This window comes from Shewanella hanedai (assembly GCF_007197645.1).
In the GTDB taxonomy this organism is placed as follows: Bacteria; Pseudomonadota; Gammaproteobacteria; order Enterobacterales; family Shewanellaceae; genus Shewanella; species Shewanella hanedai.
This window is the reverse complement of the sequence record NZ_VKGK01000024.1, coordinates 78740-98372: the sequence shown is the minus strand read 5'-3', so window position 1 is coordinate 98372 and position 19633 is coordinate 78740. Positions and strand designations below refer to the sequence as shown.

Annotated in this window: 11 protein-coding genes and 6 tRNA genes; 12 read left to right on the top strand and 5 right to left on the bottom strand. The window is 43.8% G+C overall.

All coding sequences use genetic code 11. The features are described 5' to 3' along the window. From FN961_RS18135 to FN961_RS18105, 7 genes are all read left to right on the top strand, one after another. A tRNA-Lys gene (locus FN961_RS18135) sits at positions 1 to 76 on the top strand. 58 nt (positions 77 to 134) lie between these two features. After that, positions 135 to 210 (top strand) — tRNA-Lys (locus FN961_RS18130). Positions 211 to 268: 58 nt separating this feature from the next. After that, positions 269 to 344, top strand: a tRNA-Lys gene (locus FN961_RS18125). A 211-nt stretch (positions 345 to 555) separates the two neighbouring features. Beyond that, positions 556 to 631 (top strand) — tRNA-Lys (locus FN961_RS18120). Between the two features lie 57 nt (positions 632 to 688). Continuing rightward, positions 689 to 764, top strand: a tRNA-Lys gene (locus FN961_RS18115). A gap of 364 nt (positions 765 to 1128) precedes the next feature. Next, positions 1129 to 1204: transfer RNA gene (locus FN961_RS18110), tRNA-Lys, on the top strand. Between the two features lie 371 nt (positions 1205 to 1575). Next, the gene (locus FN961_RS18105; protein WP_144041585.1) at positions 1576 to 2715 is read left to right on the top strand and encodes a DcaP family trimeric outer membrane transporter; all 1140 of its coding nucleotides are present in this window, start codon (positions 1576 to 1578) and stop codon (positions 2713 to 2715) included. A gap of 89 nt (positions 2716 to 2804) precedes the next feature. Here FN961_RS18105 and FN961_RS18100 read toward each other — a convergent pair whose 3' ends face one another. The 3 genes from FN961_RS18100 to acs form a co-directional block, all read right to left on the bottom strand. Next, entirely contained in the window at positions 2805 to 3071 is a 267-nt protein-coding gene (locus tag FN961_RS18100) for a GrxA family glutaredoxin (protein ID WP_144041584.1), read from the bottom strand. Positions 3072 to 3133: 62 nt separating this feature from the next. Beyond that, positions 3134 to 4876, bottom strand: coding sequence for a DNA repair helicase RadD (radD, locus tag FN961_RS18095; RefSeq protein WP_144041583.1), 1743 nt, complete (start codon positions 4874 to 4876; stop codon positions 3134 to 3136). A 462-nt stretch (positions 4877 to 5338) separates the two neighbouring features. Then, positions 5339 to 7291, bottom strand: coding sequence for an acetate--CoA ligase (gene acs, locus FN961_RS18085; RefSeq protein ID WP_144041582.1), 1953 nt, complete (start codon positions 7289 to 7291; stop codon positions 5339 to 5341). A 178-nt stretch (positions 7292 to 7469) separates the two neighbouring features. Between acs and FN961_RS18080 the strand changes: the two genes are divergently transcribed. From FN961_RS18080 to FN961_RS18070, 3 genes are all read left to right on the top strand, one after another. Then, positions 7470 to 10892, top strand: coding sequence for a hybrid sensor histidine kinase/response regulator (locus FN961_RS18080; protein WP_144041581.1), 3423 nt, complete (start codon positions 7470 to 7472; stop codon positions 10890 to 10892). A gap of 25 nt (positions 10893 to 10917) precedes the next feature. Then, the gene (locus tag FN961_RS18075; RefSeq protein ID WP_144041588.1) at positions 10918 to 11529 is read left to right on the top strand and encodes a fumarylacetoacetate hydrolase family protein; all 612 of its coding nucleotides are present in this window, start codon (positions 10918 to 10920) and stop codon (positions 11527 to 11529) included. A 273-nt stretch (positions 11530 to 11802) separates the two neighbouring features. Beyond that, positions 11803 to 13092, top strand: coding sequence for an NAD(P)/FAD-dependent oxidoreductase (locus FN961_RS18070; protein ID WP_144041580.1), 1290 nt, complete (start codon positions 11803 to 11805; stop codon positions 13090 to 13092). 81 nt (positions 13093 to 13173) lie between these two features. On the opposite strand, the gene FN961_RS18065 is transcribed toward FN961_RS18070, so the two are convergent. Continuing rightward, a complete protein-coding gene (locus tag FN961_RS18065) occupies positions 13174 to 13833 on the bottom strand; it encodes a response regulator transcription factor (RefSeq protein ID WP_144041579.1) in 660 nt (219 codons plus the stop codon). Between the two features lie 231 nt (positions 13834 to 14064). Continuing rightward, positions 14065 to 14490 (bottom strand): acyl-CoA thioesterase, encoded by a 426-nt coding sequence (locus tag FN961_RS18060; RefSeq protein WP_144041578.1) that lies wholly within the window; start codon positions 14488 to 14490, stop codon positions 14065 to 14067. Between the two features lie 411 nt (positions 14491 to 14901). Between FN961_RS18060 and FN961_RS18055 the strand changes: the two genes are divergently transcribed. After that, the gene (locus tag FN961_RS18055; protein WP_144041577.1) at positions 14902 to 18291 is read left to right on the top strand and encodes a glycosyl hydrolase family 18 protein; all 3390 of its coding nucleotides are present in this window, start codon (positions 14902 to 14904) and stop codon (positions 18289 to 18291) included. Between the two features lie 142 nt (positions 18292 to 18433). Beyond that, complete coding sequence (locus tag FN961_RS18050) at positions 18434 to 19627, top strand: lytic polysaccharide monooxygenase (RefSeq protein WP_229814727.1); 1194 nt, start codon at positions 18434 to 18436, stop codon at positions 19625 to 19627. The last annotated feature ends 6 nt before the right edge of the window (positions 19628 to 19633 follow it).

Genomic DNA, 19633 nt, shown 5'->3' with positions numbered 1-19633 from the left:
GGGCCGTTAGCTCAGTCGGTAGAGCAGTTGGCTTTTAACCAATTGGTCGAAGGTTCGAATCCTTCACGGCCCACCACTTTTTCTGAAAGTGGGTTTACTTTCAAAGTAGATGAATTCAGAAAGCAATACTAGATGGGCCGTTAGCTCAGTCGGTAGAGCAGTTGGCTTTTAACCAATTGGTCGAAGGTTCGAATCCTTCACGGCCCACCACTTTTTCTGAAAGTGGGTTTACTTTCAAAGTAGATGAATTCAGAAAGCAATACTAGATGGGCCGTTAGCTCAGTCGGTAGAGCAGTTGGCTTTTAACCAATTGGTCGAAGGTTCGAATCCTTCACGGCCCACCACTTTTTCTGAAAGTGGGTTTACTTTCAAAGTAGATGAATTCAGAACGCAATATCAGAGGGAACGTTAGCTCAGTCGACTCTTTATAAAATATCAGGCAGTTGGCTTGATCTTTTTAGCAATTGGTCGAAGGTTCGAATCCTTCACGGCCCACCACTTTTCTGGAAGTGGATTTACTTTTAAAGTAGATGAATTCAGAAAGCAATACTAGATGGGCCGTTAGCTCAGTCGGTAGAGCAGTTGGCTTTTAACCAATTGGTCGAAGGTTCGAATCCTTCACGGCCCACCACTTTTCTGGAAGTGGATTTACTTTTAAAGTAGATGAATTCAGAAAGCAATACTAGATGGGCCGTTAGCTCAGTCGGTAGAGCAGTTGGCTTTTAACCAATTGGTCGAAGGTTCGAATCCTTCACGGCCCACCACTTTTTCTGAAAGTGGGTTTACTTCCAAAGTAGACGAATTCAGAACGCAATATCAGAGGGAACGTTAGCTCAGTCGACTCTTTATAAAGCATCAGGCAGTTGGCTTGGTCTCTTTAGCAATTGGTCGAAGGTTCGAATCCTTCACGGCCCACCACTTTTTCTGAAAGTGGGTTTACTTTCAAAGTAGACGAATTCAGAACGCAATATCAGAGAGAACGTTAGCTCAGTCGACTCTTTATAAAACATCTGGCAGTTGGCTTGATCTTTTTAGCAATTGGTCGAAGGTTCTAATTTTTCAGGCTCACCACTTTTCTGGAAGTGGATTTACTTTTAAAGTAGATGAATTCAGAAAGCAATACTAGATGGGCCGTTAGCTCAGTCGGTAGAGCAGTTGGCTTTTAACCAATTGGTCGAAGGTTCGAATCCTTCACGGCCCACCACTTCTAGATGCTTCACTCTTCAGTTCCTATTCTTTACTTCTATTCAGAAAACCTTCTTTTTGATTCAAAGCTCTATCAAACTATATTTCAATATTTCGTAAAAGATGATTCCTGTATACCCATTGATTTTATTGCTATTCGTTACATACCAAACATCATTTATTATGTGTTCATCAAGAGCTAAATATGCTCTTTTCAGTCTTCTTCTGTTTAAATCAATTTCCGAGTTTCATGCCCAGTTTAACTTTGACTCAAACGGTTAATTAGATACACCTGTTATACTTTTGTATGATAGACGTATTGCTAATATTGTTTGGACCTTAACTACTTCATATTTATTGATGATAAGAATAAATATTTGGGAGAGTGAGATGAAACAAGCAAAGTTAAGTATTATTGCAATGGTTACCATGTTAGCTGCAGGCTCTGTTGCGGCTGGTGATACAGAGTTTAAATTTGGTGGTTACGTCAAAGCGGACGTAATGTTTAGTGATTACAGTAATGGTGCACCGGATTCTGGCAGTTTATCCAGACAGTTCTATGTTCCGGGAACAATATACGGCGTTCCCGGTAATGGCGATCAAGTCGTTGATTTTCAAGCGCGTGAGACACGATTCAATTTTAAAACCAGTACCGATCTCAATGGCCATAAATTAAGTGGCTTTATTGAACTTGATTTTATGACGCATACTGATGGCAATGAGCGGGTTTCAAACAGCTATTCACCACGTATTCGACAAGCCTTTGTTAGTTATGATAATTGGTTAGTTGGACAGACGTGGACCACATTTCAAAATCCTGGTGCTTTACCAGAAAACCTAGACTTTGTTGGTGCAGCAGAAGGAACGCCTTTTGTACGCCAAGGCATGGTGCGTTACACCAATGGCGGCTTCCAGTTTGCAATTGAAAATCCTGAAACAACGTTAACACCTAATGGTGGAGGCGGACGAATCACAAGTGGCAGCGGAATGGTACCGGATTTTGTTGCTCGTTATAATTTCAAAACGGAAGGCGGAGCTAAATACACCGTCGCTGGTTTGGTAAGGCAGTTGAATATTGAAAAGGCTGGTTTAGACTCACAAACAATGGGCTACGGTGTGAGCTTCACCGGTGTAGTTCCGGTTGGTGATGATGATATAAAGTTTTCTGCTACTGCAGGTGATGGTATGGGTCGTTATATGGCATTGAACTATGCCAACGCAGGTGTGCTTGATAGTAATGGTGATATTGAAACCATAAGCTCATATGGTGGTTTCGCGGCTTACCGTCATTGGTGGAATGACAAGTGGCGTTCAAGTTTCACTCTTTCTGGATTTAAGGCTGATAACAATGAAGCGTTAACCGGAGCTGGGGTAAACAAAGAATCTTTTTCAGGTTATATAAACCTACTGTATTCGCCAATAAAACCGATGACGGTTGGGGTTGAATATATGCACGCGAAGAATACGAAACAAAATGGCGATGAAGGAGAACTTGATCGAGTGATTTTCTCGGTTAAATATGTGCTCTAGTGATGTTTAGTAGTGATTAAAAAGGAGGCCTTTGGCCTCCTTTATTAGTCTATGAGATGGCTCATAACTGGGTTTGTCATTGTATCAACTTAAGCTGGTGTTAACAGCTGGTTGTCTCTTACATATTGTTCAAACTCTGTACATCCACCAACGTGTTCTTTATCAACAAAGATTTGAGGTACAGTTTCAACAGGCTTGCCAACTGTTTTTTCAAGGTCTGCCTTGGAGATCCCTTCTGCATGAATATCGACATACTTAAACTTAAAGTCACTGCGGGCTTCAACTAGTTGCTCAGATAGCTGAACAGCTCTAACACAGTACGGACAGCCGGGACGGCCAAAAATTACAACGAACATAGAGACTCCTGAAAAATTGATTCGATACTTTATACCACAAGAGGATTAACCTTGCATATTCCCTATTGAATAAACTTATTCTCAATTTGATAGCGGCCACGATAATCAAAAAATGTTTCGACGAGATCCCAGCCTTTCTTGTCTTTTTTCAGTAACAGTAAATCAGGCATTCTGAAGCTTTCTCTCGCAGAGAGAACCTGTTCAACTTGCTTATACTGTTGATGTTTCAATCCAGGGGTTCGAGTATGAGTAATTACAAATATGGCGTAAAAGGCCTTTCGTTGACCCTCTGTTTTAAAGTTAAAATAGCGACAAAAGTCATTGCCATCGAGATCGATATATTGAATTTTCAAGCGTTCAGCCTCTTTTATAAAAAGCATCGACTGGCATTTGAACAAGTGGTGATGTTTCTGCTGTAACACCTCTTTCAGACGTTTATCTGGGTCAATGAGCATCGCATCACACTGATGACAGATTTTGGCTGCAATATCGTTCTCTTCGCCGCAGTAAGGACATGATTTAGAACGAAAACGAAAGTCGCACTGCTCTTTATTACCTTCATGTTCAATCAGTGCCTGACATCGTCTGCCAAAGTGCTCGATGATGTCACCATCGTCGTCAACAAGTCCCCAGAAAATATTGGCAAAATTGCAAACAGGGCAGTGAACTTGAACGGGGACACTTTTACTATTGGGTTTATGTTGCCCAACTTCAGGGAAGTAAAGGTCAAAGCCATTTGCCGCATAGTCGATCACTAAGCATTCATCTTTACCCTCACAGATCCTCAGACCTCTACCGACCATCTGTTGAAACAGACTCACTGAGGCGGTAGGCCTTAATATGGCAATGAGATCCACATGGGGGGCATCGAAGCCTGTCGTGAGTACTGCCACGTTTACTAGGTACTTGATCTGCCTAGCTTTGAAAGAGGTGATGATGTTATCTCTGTCTTCGGTGCTGGTTTTTGCGGTGATAAGTGCTGCACTTTCTTCGCTTAATCGTTTCATTATCTCCTCAGCATGGCGGACTGTTGCTGCAAAGATAATGACGCCTTGTCTATTTGCGCCGATTTCAATTAACTGCTTGATAATGGCTGTGGTTGCTCGCCCGCAATGGCTAAGAAGGTCATTGATCTCTTTCTCTTGGTATTCACCGTTAGACGATGCTTGCAAGGCACTAAAGTCATATTGCACTGACAGACCATCAAACAGTTTTGGGGCACTTAAGTATCCGCGCTTAATAAGAGGACGCATTGGCAGCTCGAAGATACACTGCTGGAATACCGGTTTATCCGGGTTGCCCATTTTGCCATGGTAGTGGTGGTGATAGATCCAGCCTAAGTCCAATCGGTACGGTGTTGCTGTGAGGCCTAGCAGCTTGATTTTGGGGTTTTTCTGCTTAAGATGTATCAGCAGCTTCTGGTATTGGCTGGTCTCATCAGGGCTGACTCTGTGGCATTCATCGATGATAACTAAGGAGAAAGGCTCATTAAACTGTTCTGGTGATCTGACCGCAGATTGAATGCTAGCCACAACAGTCTTATTTTTTGTGGATTTTTGTTTTAGGCCCGCCGAATAGATGCTGGCAGCGGTGGTCAGTATGCCAATTTTTTCAGCGTTTTGTGCAACTAACTCTTTTACGTGAGTCAATACCAATACACGGCCATTGGCGATACGAGCAAGCTCTGCAATGACAATACTTTTACCCGCTCCAGTAGGAAGGACTAATACGGCGGTATCACTGCTGGATTTAAAATGTGTTACCGCAGCGTCTACGGCCTGTTGTTGATAGTCTCTTAATTGCACAAAAATCTAATTAGAAGGAGGTCTTACTACAAAGGATAACAGTGATACCAATCAGTATAAAGATTTGATCGCTCAGCGAGAATTTAGCGGTTCTGAGGCAAGGTCATTAATTGCTCCTGCATTAATGACATTCACCACATCCATGTGGCTTGCAACGAGTGAAGAGCATAGTGAAACTAGGGTTAAGCTCCCTTTTGTTCCTTAAGAGTCACAGCATCAGAACCGCTAAAACTCGCCTGTAAGGAGTGTTTTTGGCTGCCTATTTCTGCGTTGAATGAACTCACAAGGGAGCAACCATTATGTCATCCATTCGCCTTGAATTAGTTTGCCAAAAGACACTCTGAGTAGATCAACTTCTTATACTGGTTGGTATGACAGCAGTGCAGGGGAACTTGGTCTGATAAATTTGTAAAAAGAAGCCCCTCATAGGAGGGGCTAGTGATTGACTGGCTAACCCTCGATTTACTCGCTACGGTTTAAGCGAGACTCGATTAAGGTGTCGATAACGGCAGGATCTGCCAGTGTCGATGAGTCACCTAAGTTGGTTACTTCGTTAGCAGCAATCTTACGTAAGAAGCGACGCATAATCTTACCCGAGCGAGTCTTAGGTAAGCCGCCAGCCCATTGTATAAGATCTGGTGTGGCCAGTGCGCCAATCTCTTTTCGTACCCACTTTCGAAGGTCTTGACGTAACTCTTCAGTTTCGGTCGTTCCTTTCGTTAAGGTGACATAAGCATAAATACCCTGTCCCTTGATATCATGGGGGTAACCAACTACGGCAGCTTCTGCGACGCTTGGGTGCGATACCAAGGCACTCTCAACTTCTGCTGTACCGAGTCGATGGCCTGATACGTTAATCACATCATCAACTCGACCCGTGATCCAGTAATAACCATCTTCATCTCGTTTTGCGCCGTCACCGGTAAAGTACATGCCGCGGAACGTTTTAAAGTAGGTCAGTGCAAATCTATCATGGTCGCCAAATACGGTGCGCATCTGTCCAGGCCAAGAATCTAAGATCACTAAGTTACCTTCGGCTGCGCCTTCAATAATGTTGCCGATGTTATCTACCAGTGCAGGTTGCACACCGAAAAATGGACGAGTTGCCGAGCCTGGTTTGGTGTCTGTTGCGCCAGGCAACGGACTGATCAATATGCCACCGGTTTCGGTTTGCCACCAAGTATCGACAATTGGGCACTGTTCATGACCAATGACTTCATTGTACCAGCGCCATGCTTCAGGGTTAATGGGTTCACCCACCGAGCCCATGATGCGCAATGAGCTGCCATCGAAATCTGCAAACTGTTCTTTACCTTCGGCCATAAGGGCACGAATAAGCGTTGGCGCGGTATAGAGGATATTAACCTTGTGACGGTCGACTATTTCACCAAGACGAGAGGGAGTCGGGTAGTTAGGCACACCTTCATGAATGAGAACTGTGGCACCATTAGCTAATGGACCATACACCATGTAAGAGTGACCCGTGATCCAGCCAACATCAGCGGTACACCAATAGACTTCACCGTCTTTATAGTCGAATACATATTCATGGGTCATGGCCGCGTACACCATGTAACCGCCAGTGGTATGTAACACGCCTTTTGGATTACCCGTTGAACCAGAGGTATAAAGTAAGAAAAGCGGATCTTCAGCGCCCATCTCTTCTGGCTCACAGTGCTCAGAAGCGGTTTCCATTAAAGAATCCCACTTGATGTCACGGCCTTCTACCCAATTGACATCGCTACCAGTACGTTCATAGACAATGACCTTTTCGACACAAGTTACATCAGGGTGAGACAGGGCTTCATCTATGTTGGCTTTAAGTGGAATAGTACGTCCTGCACGTAACCCTTCATCAGCTGTGACAATGACTTTTGATTTGCCATCAATAACACGTGATGCAATTGAGTCAGGTGAGAAACCACCAAATACGACTGAATGGACTGCGCCAATGCGGGCACACGCAAGCATGACAACAGCGGCTTCAGGCACCATCGGCATATACACGGTCACAATATCCCCGCGTCTTACGCCTTGACTACGCAGTGCATTGGCAAATTTACAGACATCAGTATGCAATTCACCATAAGTAATGGTGCGTTGATCTTTAGCATCATCGCCTTCCCAGATAATGGCAACGCGATCTGCATTTTTCTCAAGATGACGGTCTAGGCAGTTTGCTGAAGCATTCAGCGTGCCATCGTAAAACCAGTTGATCGACAGGTTATGATCATCGAAAGAGGTCTTTTTAATCTTGGTATATGGCTTAATCCAATCAATACGTTGTCCGTGCTCTCTCCAGAAACCTTCAGGATTCACAATCGACTCTTGGTACATTTTTTTGTACTGTTCTTCATTTACATGTGCGTTTTCAGCGATTTCGCTTGAAACTTTGTAGAGAGACTGCGTGCTCATTGGGCTTCCCTTAATCTAATAATGCGTGGCTCAAGTATGGAGTGATCTCGCCTCCAAGCTCTATTAGACCTTGGTCTAGTGTAATAAATCCCTTTATTTTTAGTGCGTTGAGAAGCATCTGTGAACTAGATTTTATATGATAATTAACGCACAATAGAATGAAAAAAATGAGAGCTGTATGAACTTAACGATTGTAGTTGGCGTTATTGCTGTCCTCTATGTATTCCTGCTGTTTTTTTTGGCATGGGGAGCAGAGCGCTGGTTCAGTAAATTTACCAAGAAAATTCAGGTTTGGGTGTATGGATTAAGCTTGGCTGTTTATTGCTCATCTTGGAGCTTTCTTGGCACTGTGGGGCAATCAGCTCAAGATCTTTGGTCTTTCCTGCCTATTTTCGTAGGACCCATTCTTATCTTCACCGTCGGCTTTGGTTTGCTCAGAAAGATGGTGCTGGTTTCGAAAGCACATAACATCACTTCCGTCGCCGATTTTATTGCCGCTCGGTATGGAAAGTCCCAGCTATTGGCGGCCATCGTGACCTTAATTGCTCTGTTTGGCATCATGCCATACATAGCTCTGCAGCTTAAAGCGATGGTGTTTAGTCTCAATCTATTTCAACCTGAAGACTCTCCTTTTGACGGCGCTAAGGTGTCGCTTGTTATTACAGCAATTTTGGCAATGTTTGCGATCTTATTTGGCACGCGCAAGTTGGACGCGACAGAGCATAACCCGGGAATGATGGTGGCGATTGCCTTCGAATCTCTCGTTAAACTCGGGGCATTTTTGATTGTTGGTATCGTGATAAGTTTTGGCTATTTTGATGGATTTGGTGATATTTGGCGACAAGCTGCAACTCGAGATTTAATCAGTGCACCTGAATTGAATATTGGATCCCTGATGCCGCAACTGCTCGTTGGAATGGCGGCTTTCCTCTGTATGCCGAGACAGTTTCACGTGATGATGGTGGAATGCGGTAACGAAAAAACCTTGCAGAAAGCACGGTGGATATTTCCCATTTATTTGGTTCTTTTTGGGCTATTTGTAGCGCCATTGGCATTAGCAGGAAAAATTATCTTAGGTGATAGCGTTGCTGCAGATACCTATGTGATCAATCTACCTCTGGCGTTGGATCAGCCTATACTCGCTGTTGTTGCTCTACTCGGTACGCTGTCAGCGGCGACGGGGATGGTGATTGTGGCTGTGGTGACCATCAGTGTCATGGTCAGTAACGAGTGGCTAGTGCCAGTGATGCTGCGTACTGGTAAAATACGGCAAAAGAGTTTTAGTCAGTTTTCTCAATTTCTCCTCAATGCTCGCCGACTCTCCATCATTATCATTTTAGGCTTAGGTTATTTTAGTTATTTGTCGTTTATCGACAGTGATTCCCTCTCTGGCTTAGGGATGTTGTCTTTTGGCGCTTTTGCTCAGCTTGCTCCTGCGTTAATTGGTGGTATGTATTGGAAGCATGGTAATCGTTCAGGCGTGTTAATGGGGCTCGCCGTCGGCTTTGGACTATGGTGTTACATTCTACTCAAAGGCGCGAGTGATACCTCTGGTGTCTTTAATAATGATTTTGCACTGCTGGAATCTATCAATCCTAATGTCCGCGATATTCTAACGGCACTACTGGCCAACTGTGCTTGTTATATGCTGGGTTCTATTTGGTTTAGAGCTGGTGTAGTTGAGCGAATTCAGGCCAGTGAATTTGTCTCTCCCGGAAACCTTAAAAGCAACAATACGCGTAAGGCTGCTGCGGTGTCGCAGCAAGATCTCTTGATCTTGGCGAGTCGATTTGTCAGCCCAACACGGGCTTATGAGAGTTTTTCTCGTTTTTCTGAGGAAGCGGTCAAAAGCGATAGCTGGCATAAATCAGCACCTTCTGAGTTGATAGCGCATACCGAACATATGTTAGCCGGAGTCCTTGGCGCTTCTAGTGCCTCATTGGTGATGGACTCAGTACAACATGGCCGAGATCTGGCACTTGATGAGGTGTTTAGCTTAGTCGATGAGGCATCGTCCAAAATTATCTTGAGTCAAGATATGCTCAGAGGCGCGATTGAGCATGCCTATGAAGGCATGAGCGTGGTCGATAAAGAGCTGAACCTTGTGGCTTGGAATTATAAGTACGCTGAGCTGTATCAATATCCCGCCTCTTTTTTGCAAGAAGGGATGCCAATCAGTGATGTGGTTCGCTTTAATGCCAGCCGCGGCTTTTGTGGTGAGGGAGACATTGAAGATAAGGTCAACACTCGAGTACAGCATATGCGAGACGGCACAGCCCATGTGTCAGAGCGACAACGCAAAGATGGAAAGGTGATAAAAATACAGGGTAATCCGATGCCTGGTGGTGGTTTTGTGATGACCTTTACCGATATTACGCAGTACCGTGAGCATGCAAAAGCCCTGCAAGAGATGAATGATACGCTTGAGGCGAGAGTAAAAGAGCGTACCTATGAGCTTGGTCTGCTTAACAGCAAATTACTTGAGGCGAAAGTGAAAGAGGAGATGGCGAATGCTTCTAAGAGTAAGTTTTTGGCCGCGGTAGGCCATGATTTAATGCAGCCATTAAATGCAGCAAGGTTATTTACTGCTTCTTTGTCTCAATATCCTAACTTAGATCAAGAGGGCAAAACGACCCTTTCACATGTAAATAGCTCACTTAAAATTGCAGGTGAATTGCTCACGGATCTGCTCGATATCTCTAAATTGGATTCGGGCATGATTGAGGTCAACCGTCGTGACTTCTCTGTAGCTGATCTCATTGATGGCTTAGGCGTTGAGTTTGCAGCGATGGCAAAAGATAGCCAGATTAATTTCAGTATGGTGCCTTGTCGTGCCAGCATTAATTCAGATCTCAGTTTATTGAGGCGTATATTACAAAATTTCTTAACCAACGCTTACCGATATGCCAGAGGCTGTCGGGTACTATTTGGTTGTAGGCATAGAGGGGATGAACTGGAGATTCAGGTGCTCGACACGGGCTGTGGTATTGATGAAGCCGAAACGAAGGAGATCTTTAAGGAGTTTAAGCGACTTGATAATCCCGCCAGCAATAATGTTAGTGGCTTAGGTTTAGGCTTAGCCATTGCGGATCGCATAAGCCGAGTACTGGATCATAAAATTCATGTGACGTCCATATTGGGTCATGGTTCCGTTTTCTCTATCCGCGTGCCGCTAGGTAAAGCATTAAGTGAACCGCAACCGAAGAAAGTACCTAGTTTATTGCAACCTTTAGCTGGGGTGAAAGTGTTGTGTATTGACAATGAAGAGACCATTTTAGCTGGGCTGGAAAGCTTACTGAGTCGCTGGCAATGTGAGGTTATCTGTGCAAAAGATCTTGCGGATGCAAGAATTAAGCTAGGACTTAAAGGAGTCGCACCAGACATTGTGCTTGCGGACTATCATCTTGACGATGGTCAAAATGGCGTGGATGCCATGAATGGCATTAGAGGATTATATGGTAGTCACTTACCCGGTATTTTGATCACCGCAAATACCAATAAAGAGCTGGTCGATGATGTTAACCGTCAGGGATATCATTATATGGCCAAAATGGTTAAGCCCGCGGCATTAAGGGCACTTATTTCGAGTTTAATTAAGTAATACTATGACAAGTAAAGTGATGACAATGAATACCGTGACAGTTAATGAACGAGTTGTAATTCCTTTTAAGCTGGTTTGCGTTGGTCGAAATTATGTTGAGCATATTAAGGAACTTGGCAATGAAGTACCTGAAGAGATGCTTTTATTTGTTAAGCCAAACTCCGCCATTTCAACAAACCTAACTAGCTTTCATCATGAGGCGATTCATTATGAAACAGAACTCTGCTTCCTGTTTGAACAAGGAAAGTTTACAGCTGTAGGTATTGGGCTCGATTTGACCAAACGAGCGCTTCAGAGTGAGCTTAAAGCCAGAGGTTTACCTTGGGAGAGAGCCAAAGCCTTTGATGGCTCTGCCGTGTTTAGTGAGTTTGTGGAAATTGACAGCATGAGTGATGAGCTGAATTTTGAGTTGTCTATCAATGGCGTTCAAGTACAAGCGGGTCACATTGGTTTGATGATGAACTCTCCTGAGCAAATCTTAGCTGAGGTTTCCACTTTTATGAGTCTTCAAGATGGCGATATTGTCATGACTGGTACGCCAAAGGGCGTGGGTGTGGTCCATCTTAATGATCTGTTTGAGGTGATAGTTTTTGATGGGAAAATTCAGCTCATCAATGCGTGTTGGAAGGCGTGTTAAATAGGAGAGCGCCTCGATGTCTGGGCGCTTGATTAAATAAGTATCTTAGCTTAATACTTTAATTTTTTGTAAAATATAAATTACCTCCGATGCTTTTCTTCCTAACTGTTGTCTATATTTTTCAGCCCATTCGATAATGCAATCATTCTAAACTGCCCAAATAACTGCCGTTATACAATTGACGTCTATTTATCAATCTATATACTCAACAACTCATAGTGTAAAAAATATAAAACATAAGATTTGTTTTTGATAAGCAAACGGAGAATGCAGATGCCAGAGCCAAGATGTAATTCCTACTATAACGCAACGATTAATAATGAAAGCCAATATCCAAGGTTGGAGGGCGAACATCGAGTCGATGTCGTGATCGTAGGTGGTGGTTTTACTGGAGTGGCAACAGCAGTAGAGTTGGCTGAAAAAGGTTTTAAGGTCGCGATTGTTGAAGCAAATAAAATAGGTTGGGGCGCGACAGGCCGTAATGGCGGTCAAGTAACAGGCAGCCTATCCGGCGACAAAGCCATGACCAAGCAGTTAGTTAACAAGCTGGGCACACAAGCTGAAAAATTTGTCTGGGATTTGCGCTGGCGGGGACATGAGATCATTAAATCTCGAGTTAGCAAATACAATATTGATTGTGATTTAAAGTTTGGTCATCTGCACACTGCGTATAAATCTGCTCATATGGGGGAGATGCAAGCCACTTATGACGAGGCTATTGAGCGTGGCATGGGTGATGAAGTCTCCTTGATCGCTAGAAAGGACATTCCTGAATACCTAGAAACACCGCTATATCACGGTGGTTTGTTGAATAAGCGAAATATGCATCTACACTCGGTGAATTTGTGTCTTGGTGAGGCGAGGGCGGCCGAGAGTCAGGGGGCACTTATTTTTGAAAACTCGCCGGTGTTAGACATTACAGATGGCGTGTTACCTGTGGTCAAAACTGCTCATGGCTCTATCACTGCTAATAGCGTTCTGTTGGCTGGCAATGCCTACCATCGACTTGCGAGAAACAAGTTAAAAGGGATGTTATTTCCCGCATCTTTAGGCAACTGTGCAACAGTTAAACTGACACCTGAGGTCGCTAAAGCACTCAACCCTCACGATATCGCTGTGTATGACAGTCGTTTTGTGTTGGATTACTTTCGGATGACCGCCGATCATCGATTGATGTTTGGCGGTGGAACAAACTATTCAGGTCGAGATTCAAAAGATCTCGCCAATGAGTTACGTCCTGGTATCGAACGTACGTTTCCACGCTTGAAGGGCGTTGAAATTGAGTTTGAATGGACCGGAATGGCTGGCATCGTCGTTAATAGAATTCCACAGTTGGGTAAAGTGTCACCCAATGTGTTTTATTGTCAGGGATATTCGGGTCATGGGGTGGCGACATCGCATATCATGGGAGAGATCATGGCAAATGCCATCGTTGGTAGTCTGACTGAGTTTGAGTTGTTTGCTGGCATGAAACATATTCGTCTACCGGTCGGTGAGTGGCTTGGTAATCAAGGCATGGCAATGGGAATGATGTATTACCGTATAATGGAGAATTTTCGCTAAATCTTTATCGATATGTTTAACAACAAAAAACCGATCAAATGATCGGTTTTTTTATTTCAATGCAGTAAAAAAGTGTTGAGGTTAAAGCTCTACTTTTTCCATCTCTAATTGTTGCAGTGATATCACAGCTTGGGTGCGATTACGTACACCCAGTTTACGGAATATGGCAGTCGCGTGAGCTTTAATGGTTGCTTCTGATACACCTAAATCATAGGCTATTTGCTTATTCAACAGTCCTTCGGCAAACATCTGCAATACTTTGTATTGTTGCGGTGTCAGATCTGAAAGTTTGCTGGCAATAAGCGCCGTTGCATCCTCTTCAATCTCTTGTATTTCAACGTCTGCAGGTAACCAAATATCACCATATAAGACCGAGGTTAATGCTGATTCAAGGGTTTGCATGGATGAGGATTTGGGGATAAATCCAGCACTACCATAATGTACGGCACGACTGATGGTAATATTGTCTTCGTGGGCTGAGATAACGACGACAGGGAGTTCTGGGTAATGAGTACGAAGATGGATCAAGGTTGAATAGCCGTGGGATCCAGGCATCTGTAGATCTAACATGACTAAGTCATATTCAACATCTGATTTTTCAAGTAGATGTTGGAGAGCATCGGCACTATCTGCTTCAAACCATTGGGTATCAGCAAAAGCAGCGCTTAATGCCTGACGAAGTGCATTGCGAAATAATGGATGATCATCGGCGATGATTATATTTAAATTTTCTAGCTTCATGGCTTTTATAATTGTGTTCGTTGCGCGTGAAGATTAAGCCAATGTAACAGAAAAATGACAATTTATCCTATTGGTTTATTAGATAATTGGATAAAAATTTATGTTTAAATTCGCTTTGTTAGACTTAAGTCTAATGATTTTGACTGACAAAATTACATTTTATAAAAGATGGGCTGAACAAGCAAAATGGGAGTGAAGTTGCAGTTGCGTTTAGCAACTGCTTTTAACCTATTATTCTAGCGTCCAAACTTTTGTTGCCTGTCGGTTTTCGTCCACGGCAACGAAAGTAAATACACCTCTGATAGCATGCTCACGTCGATCTTCGTACATATCCTCGACATAGATATTAACTTCAACTTTGAGGGAGGTGTTTCCCACATGTATCACATTGGCAATTATCTCAGCCAAACTCCCCGCAGGGATCGCTTTTTTAAAGTCGATTCTGTCAGAGCTAACAGTTACTAGTGGCTTACGACAGAAGCGAGTCGCCGCGATAAACGCCGTTTCATCCATCCAGGACAGTGCTTCACCGCCAAATAGCGTGTTGTGGTGATTGGTAATTGAGGGAAATATGGCCTTGATGACTCTGGCTTCAGAGTTTTTAATTCGCGCATTCATAGCATCTGAGCGAGTTTCAGGGGAGTGAGTAAGTGGCATACGACAACCTAAAGTTATGCGATTTCAAACGGCCTGAATTATATCATTTTACTGAGGCAAAGAAACGTGGAGTATGGGCTTATGAATTTAGAGTCTTAATAAACAATGGGTTAATTAAGATGTATTATTTTTAATAAATAACAGAATAAAAAATGTTTTTTGCTTGTTAATTGAATAAATGTGAATAAATAGCTGTTATACATTTGTTGCTCTTTACCGATTGATTTATATGGATAAAATCATAAGAGTTATAAGCTTGCTCAGTATTAATATAATAAAAAAATAACCAAGTCTCTGTTTTATGTGTAGATTAATAAGACCGATGTTTTTTCCTTTGTGGTTATGTTGTGAGGTTAGTCGTCTCTATATTTGGGTTATTCGGTATAACTAAATAATAATAGGAATAATACCATGAGTAACAAAACTGCATATTTTAGCAGGCGACAACGTCTTGCTTTAATAATTAGTTCGACCTTGATAAGTCAAGGGATGATTAGCCAAGCCTACGCTGTTGATTGTCAAGGGATCACACCTTGGTCAGCCGATACGGTTTATGCTAATACCACCCAAGTCACCCAAAATAATAGCTTGTACCAAAATAAGTGGTGGACGACCAATGAATCTCCAGCCAGTGCACAGGAGTGGGGAGTTTGGGAAGGGCTAGGTCAATGTGATGGCGGTTCAAATCAATTGCCAACAGTCAATATCATTTCACCTCAAACAGACACTGTCATTAACCTTAATGATGAAGTCGTGCTTAATGCCGACGCTGTTGATATTGACGGTAGTGTTGAAAGCTTGGTCTGGACAGCGAATGACCTTGTTGTCACCAGCCCATGGGTTGCAGATCAACTGGGTTCGGTAGTTTTCAAGGCTACAGCGACAGATAATGATGGCGCCTCTACAGAAAAAAGCGTGACAGTTGTCGTTGCTAATAGCCAAAATCAAGTCCCTATAACCTCAATTATTTCGCCTATTAATGACAGCGTTGTCATGATTGATAACACTATCGCAGTGACAGTAAATGCTTCAGACCCTGATGTAGGAGATAGTATCGCTAAGGTTGAGCTGGTTGTTGATGGGGTTGTCGTTCAGACAGATCTAAGTTCTCCCTATGAATTTAGTTGGGCGGCATCCATAGAAGGAAATCATACACTTCAGTCGCGCGCATATGACGCTCAAAATGACAGCGCTGTCTCTGATATTGTCTATGTAAGCGTTATTGCGGCGAATCAATTACCCAGTGTGCAGCTCACAGCACCTATTGCTAATTTTACTTTGCCAGTGAATGGCGAATTAAGCGTGGATGCTAGCGCACAAGACAGCGATGGTGATGTGATCAGTGTGAGTTTCTATGCCAATGGTTTATTGGTTGAAACGGACACTTTAGCGCCGTATTCGATGCAGTATACGTCTCTGCAAGCAGGCGATCTTTCAATCACTGCTGAGGTGACAGACAACCTTGGGGCAAGCGTGCTCTCAAGTGCGGTTGTGGGTTATGTCGGTGATAGGCCAACTAGCCATGAAGTGTGTCGACCTGATGGGTTAGAGGGGGACTCGGTTTACTGTGATATTTATGATGAAACAGGTCGTGAGAAGATGGGCGCCGATCATGCACGTCGTGTCATCGGTTATTTCACATCTTGGCGCAATGGCACGAATGGCCAGCCCAGCTATTTAGTCAATGATATTCCTTGGGACAAAATCACCCATATTAACTATGCCTTTGCCCATGTAGATGGTGACAATAAGGTGTCTGTCGGTGATCCGAATAGTGTAGAAAACCCGGCGACGGGCATGACATGGGACGGTGTCATTGGTGCTGAAATGGATCCTGAATACAACTATCAGGGTCATTTTAACCTGCTTAATAAGTTTAAGAAGCAACATCCACAAGTTAAAACCTTAATCTCAATTGGTGGTTGGGCTGAAACGGGCGGTTATTTCGATGATAACGGTGTTCGTGTCGCCAGTGGTGGTTTCTATGAAATGACCAAGACACAAGCTGGGATTAATACTTTTGCCGACTCTGTGGTGGCTTTCCTCCGCACTTATGGTTTCGATGGTGCAGATATCGATTATGAGTATGCAACCTCGATGGCTAAGTCTGGTAATCCTGATGATTTTGCTGTGGCAGATCCCTTAAGAGCGACCTTATTTGCTCAATATGATCTGTTGATGAAAACATTGCGTGAGAAACTTGATACAGCCAGTAAGCAAGACGGTAAGCATTACATGCTAACGGTTGCAGCACCGGCTTCTGGTTATCTGCTTCGTGGTATGGAAGCCTATCAGATGTCGCGTTTCCTCGATTACGTCAACATCATGAGCTATGACCTGCATGGTGCATGGAATGACTTTGTTGGTCACAATGCAGCGCTTTATGATACAGGCGAAGATGCTGAGCTTGCATTTTGGGATGTATATTCAACCGCGCAATACGGTGGAATAGGGTACCTCAATACTGATTGGGCTTACCATTATTTCAGAGGCGCTATGCCAGCGGGTCGAATCAATATAGGCCTGCCTTACTATACACGCGGTTGGCAAGGCGTAACCGGTGGCACCAATGGTCTGTGGGGCAAAGCAGCACTGCCAGATCAAGCCAGTTGCCCAGTTGGGACGGGTGAAGGAGATAATAACTGTGGGTATGGCGCACAGGGCATTGATAATCTTTGGCATGACCTAGATAAACAGGGCAATGAGATGTTTGCTGGCTCTAATCCTATGTGGCATGCGAAAAATTTAGAGCAAGGAATTAGCGGAAGTTATTTGGCTAGTTACGGTTTAGATCCTGTCAATGTTCCTGCTGATAAGCTAACCGGCACCTATGAACGTCATTACGATAACGTGGCTCAGTCATCATGGTTATGGAACCCAGCTAAGAAAGTGTATTTGTCGACTGAAGATGAACAAGTGATGAACACTAAAGTTCAGTATGTTGTCGATCAAGGTATTGGTGGAGTGATGTTCTGGGAACTTGCGGGTGATTTTGATTGGTATCCAGAACGAAATAGTGGCCAAGGTGAGTACTTTATCGGTGAGACGATGACAACCATTGCCTACGATAAATTTGCTGCAGCTGCGCCTTATGGTAACAGTGTGAGTAACTCTCCTGCTTTGGAAAACACCTTAGCATTGGGTGCAAGTCTATCAGGATACAAGGTTGGTGATAGTAATTACCCAATTACACCTACGCTGACGATTAGAAATAACAGTCAAAGTACGATTCCAGGTGGTGCTGTGTTTGAGTTTGATATCTCAACATCAACCTCTGCTCAAATTAGTGACCAATCGGGCATGAATTTAACGGTGATCACTGACGGTTCAAATGCTGCTTCTGGTAATGTAGGCGGACTTGAAAACGATTTCCACCGTGTGCGTTTTACACTTCCTAGTTACAAATCTATCGCTCCTGGCGAGGATTTTGGCGGCACAATTAAGTACTACTTACCTGTGTCTATGCCATCAAATTTCACTGTGACTTTTGATGGTGTGACTTATGACTTCGGCCAGTCTGGTGACACGGTGCCTGATGAGTGTGAACTCGATCCAACCGCCCCTGGCTGTGGTGATACCACTCCGCCAAGCTCTGACTTATGCAGTGATGCTGGTGTTGATGCCAGCACAGTGCCTGCATACCCTAATTTCCCGCAAACAGACTGGCAAGGTAACCCTAGTCATGCTGCAGGCGGCGATAAGATGAAGGATGAAACGGCTGTGTTTAGTGCACTTTGGTGGACAAATGCTAAGCCAAGCTCATCCAGTACAGATTGGGACTTTGTTTGTAATATCGACTAAGCACAAAGGGCTTGATTAAGGACAATACCTTAATCAAAGCCCTCATTTTGATTAGTGGAATCCTCAATGCCTCTGACAAAAGTGGCATTACTCCAACATTACGGGAGGTGTTTACGATATACCTCCCTAATTTGAGATGATTATGAGACTTAATTTTAAAGCATACTCAATGACATTGGGCGCAATACTGCTCGCAAATGCGATGCCAGTGTCCAGTGTGAATGCACATGGTTATATGGATAACCCAAAAGCGCGTCAACAGTTTTGTGTCGACGATGGTGGATATTGGTGGCCTGACGATGGTTCAGCGATCCCTAATTTGGCCTGCCGTGCAGCGTTTCTAGCAACAGGGACTAAACAGCTGGTTCAAAACAATGAGTTTTCTAAAAATGTGGTGGATTACAATAGCACTACAGCGGTGCGGTCGGCGATCCCCAATGGTCAACTTTGTGCTGGTGGCGATGTTGAAAAATCCGGCATGGATAACCCTTCTATGTTTTGGCAGCGAAGTGATATGACGCCGGATGAGAATGGACAGATCACGGTTATTTTCGATGCTCATACGCCTCATAATCCAAGCTTTTGGGAGTTTTATCTATCCGATGACACTTTTGATGTGGCCAGCGAAGTGTTGAGTTGGGAAAAGCTTACCCTTATTGCCCAAGTGGCTAACATTGCAGTGAGCGAGGTTAATGGCAAAAAAGTGTATCAAATTGCCATTCCTTTCCCACTGGATAGAAGTGGGCCTGCGACGTTATATACCCGATGGCAGCGTGAAGATGCCGCTGGTGAAGGCTTTTATAACTGCAGTGATATTAACATTGTTAACGATACCGAGCCGCTTGAGTGGTCAGAGCTTGAACAATACATCGCAAATGGTTTAAGCGCTAATGAGGGGGATAAAGTCTGGTTCCGTCTGTTTAGTGCACAAGGAGAAGAGCTTATATTTGAAAAGTTGGCGATTGATCCGACCAATGTCATGACGGATTTATGGGCTCGTCAGTTAGCTGAGTCAGTCGCGCAACAGCATGCAGAATTGGTGCAAGTTGGTATTAAGCAGACTACGGGTGACATTGTTTATTCAGAAGATTTAGTACTGAATAAAGTATGGACCAAGCAGTTAGGACTTACGTTTAGACTGGATGTAAAGACGCCAACAGAGCCGCCGAGTGGGTGTGATTTAGCACTCTGGATAGATAGTGGGGTGTACAGCACTGGCGATGAGGTCGCTCATGATTTGGTCCGCTACCAAGCGCAATGGTGGACTAAAAATGATGTTCCCTCTGCATCTGGTCAGTGGGGCGTTTGGAAGGACTTGGGTCCTTGTAGTCAATAACCGATA

What these genes read in the sequence shown, in the direction of transcription:
- FN961_RS18105 (WP_144041585.1), top strand. Translation starts at nt 1,576, where the DNA reads ATGAAACAAGCAAAGTTAAGTATTATTGCAATGGTTACCATGTTAGCT.
- FN961_RS18100 (WP_144041584.1), bottom strand. Translation starts at nt 3,071, where the DNA reads ATGTTCGTTGTAATTTTTGGCCGTCCCGGCTGTCCGTACTGTGTTAGA.
- acs (WP_144041582.1), bottom strand. Translation starts at nt 7,291, where the DNA reads ATGAGCACGCAGTCTCTCTACAAAGTTTCAAGCGAAATCGCTGAAAAC.
- FN961_RS18080 (WP_144041581.1), top strand. Translation starts at nt 7,470, where the DNA reads ATGAACTTAACGATTGTAGTTGGCGTTATTGCTGTCCTCTATGTATTC.
- FN961_RS18075 (WP_144041588.1), top strand. Translation starts at nt 10,918, where the DNA reads ATGAATACCGTGACAGTTAATGAACGAGTTGTAATTCCTTTTAAGCTG.
- FN961_RS18070 (WP_144041580.1), top strand. Translation starts at nt 11,803, where the DNA reads ATGCCAGAGCCAAGATGTAATTCCTACTATAACGCAACGATTAATAAT.
- FN961_RS18065 (WP_144041579.1), bottom strand. Translation starts at nt 13,833, where the DNA reads ATGAAGCTAGAAAATTTAAATATAATCATCGCCGATGATCATCCATTA.
- FN961_RS18060 (WP_144041578.1), bottom strand. Translation starts at nt 14,490, where the DNA reads ATGCCACTTACTCACTCCCCTGAAACTCGCTCAGATGCTATGAATGCG.
- FN961_RS18055 (WP_144041577.1), top strand. Translation starts at nt 14,902, where the DNA reads ATGAGTAACAAAACTGCATATTTTAGCAGGCGACAACGTCTTGCTTTA.
- FN961_RS18050 (WP_229814727.1), top strand. Translation starts at nt 18,434, where the DNA reads ATGAGACTTAATTTTAAAGCATACTCAATGACATTGGGCGCAATACTG.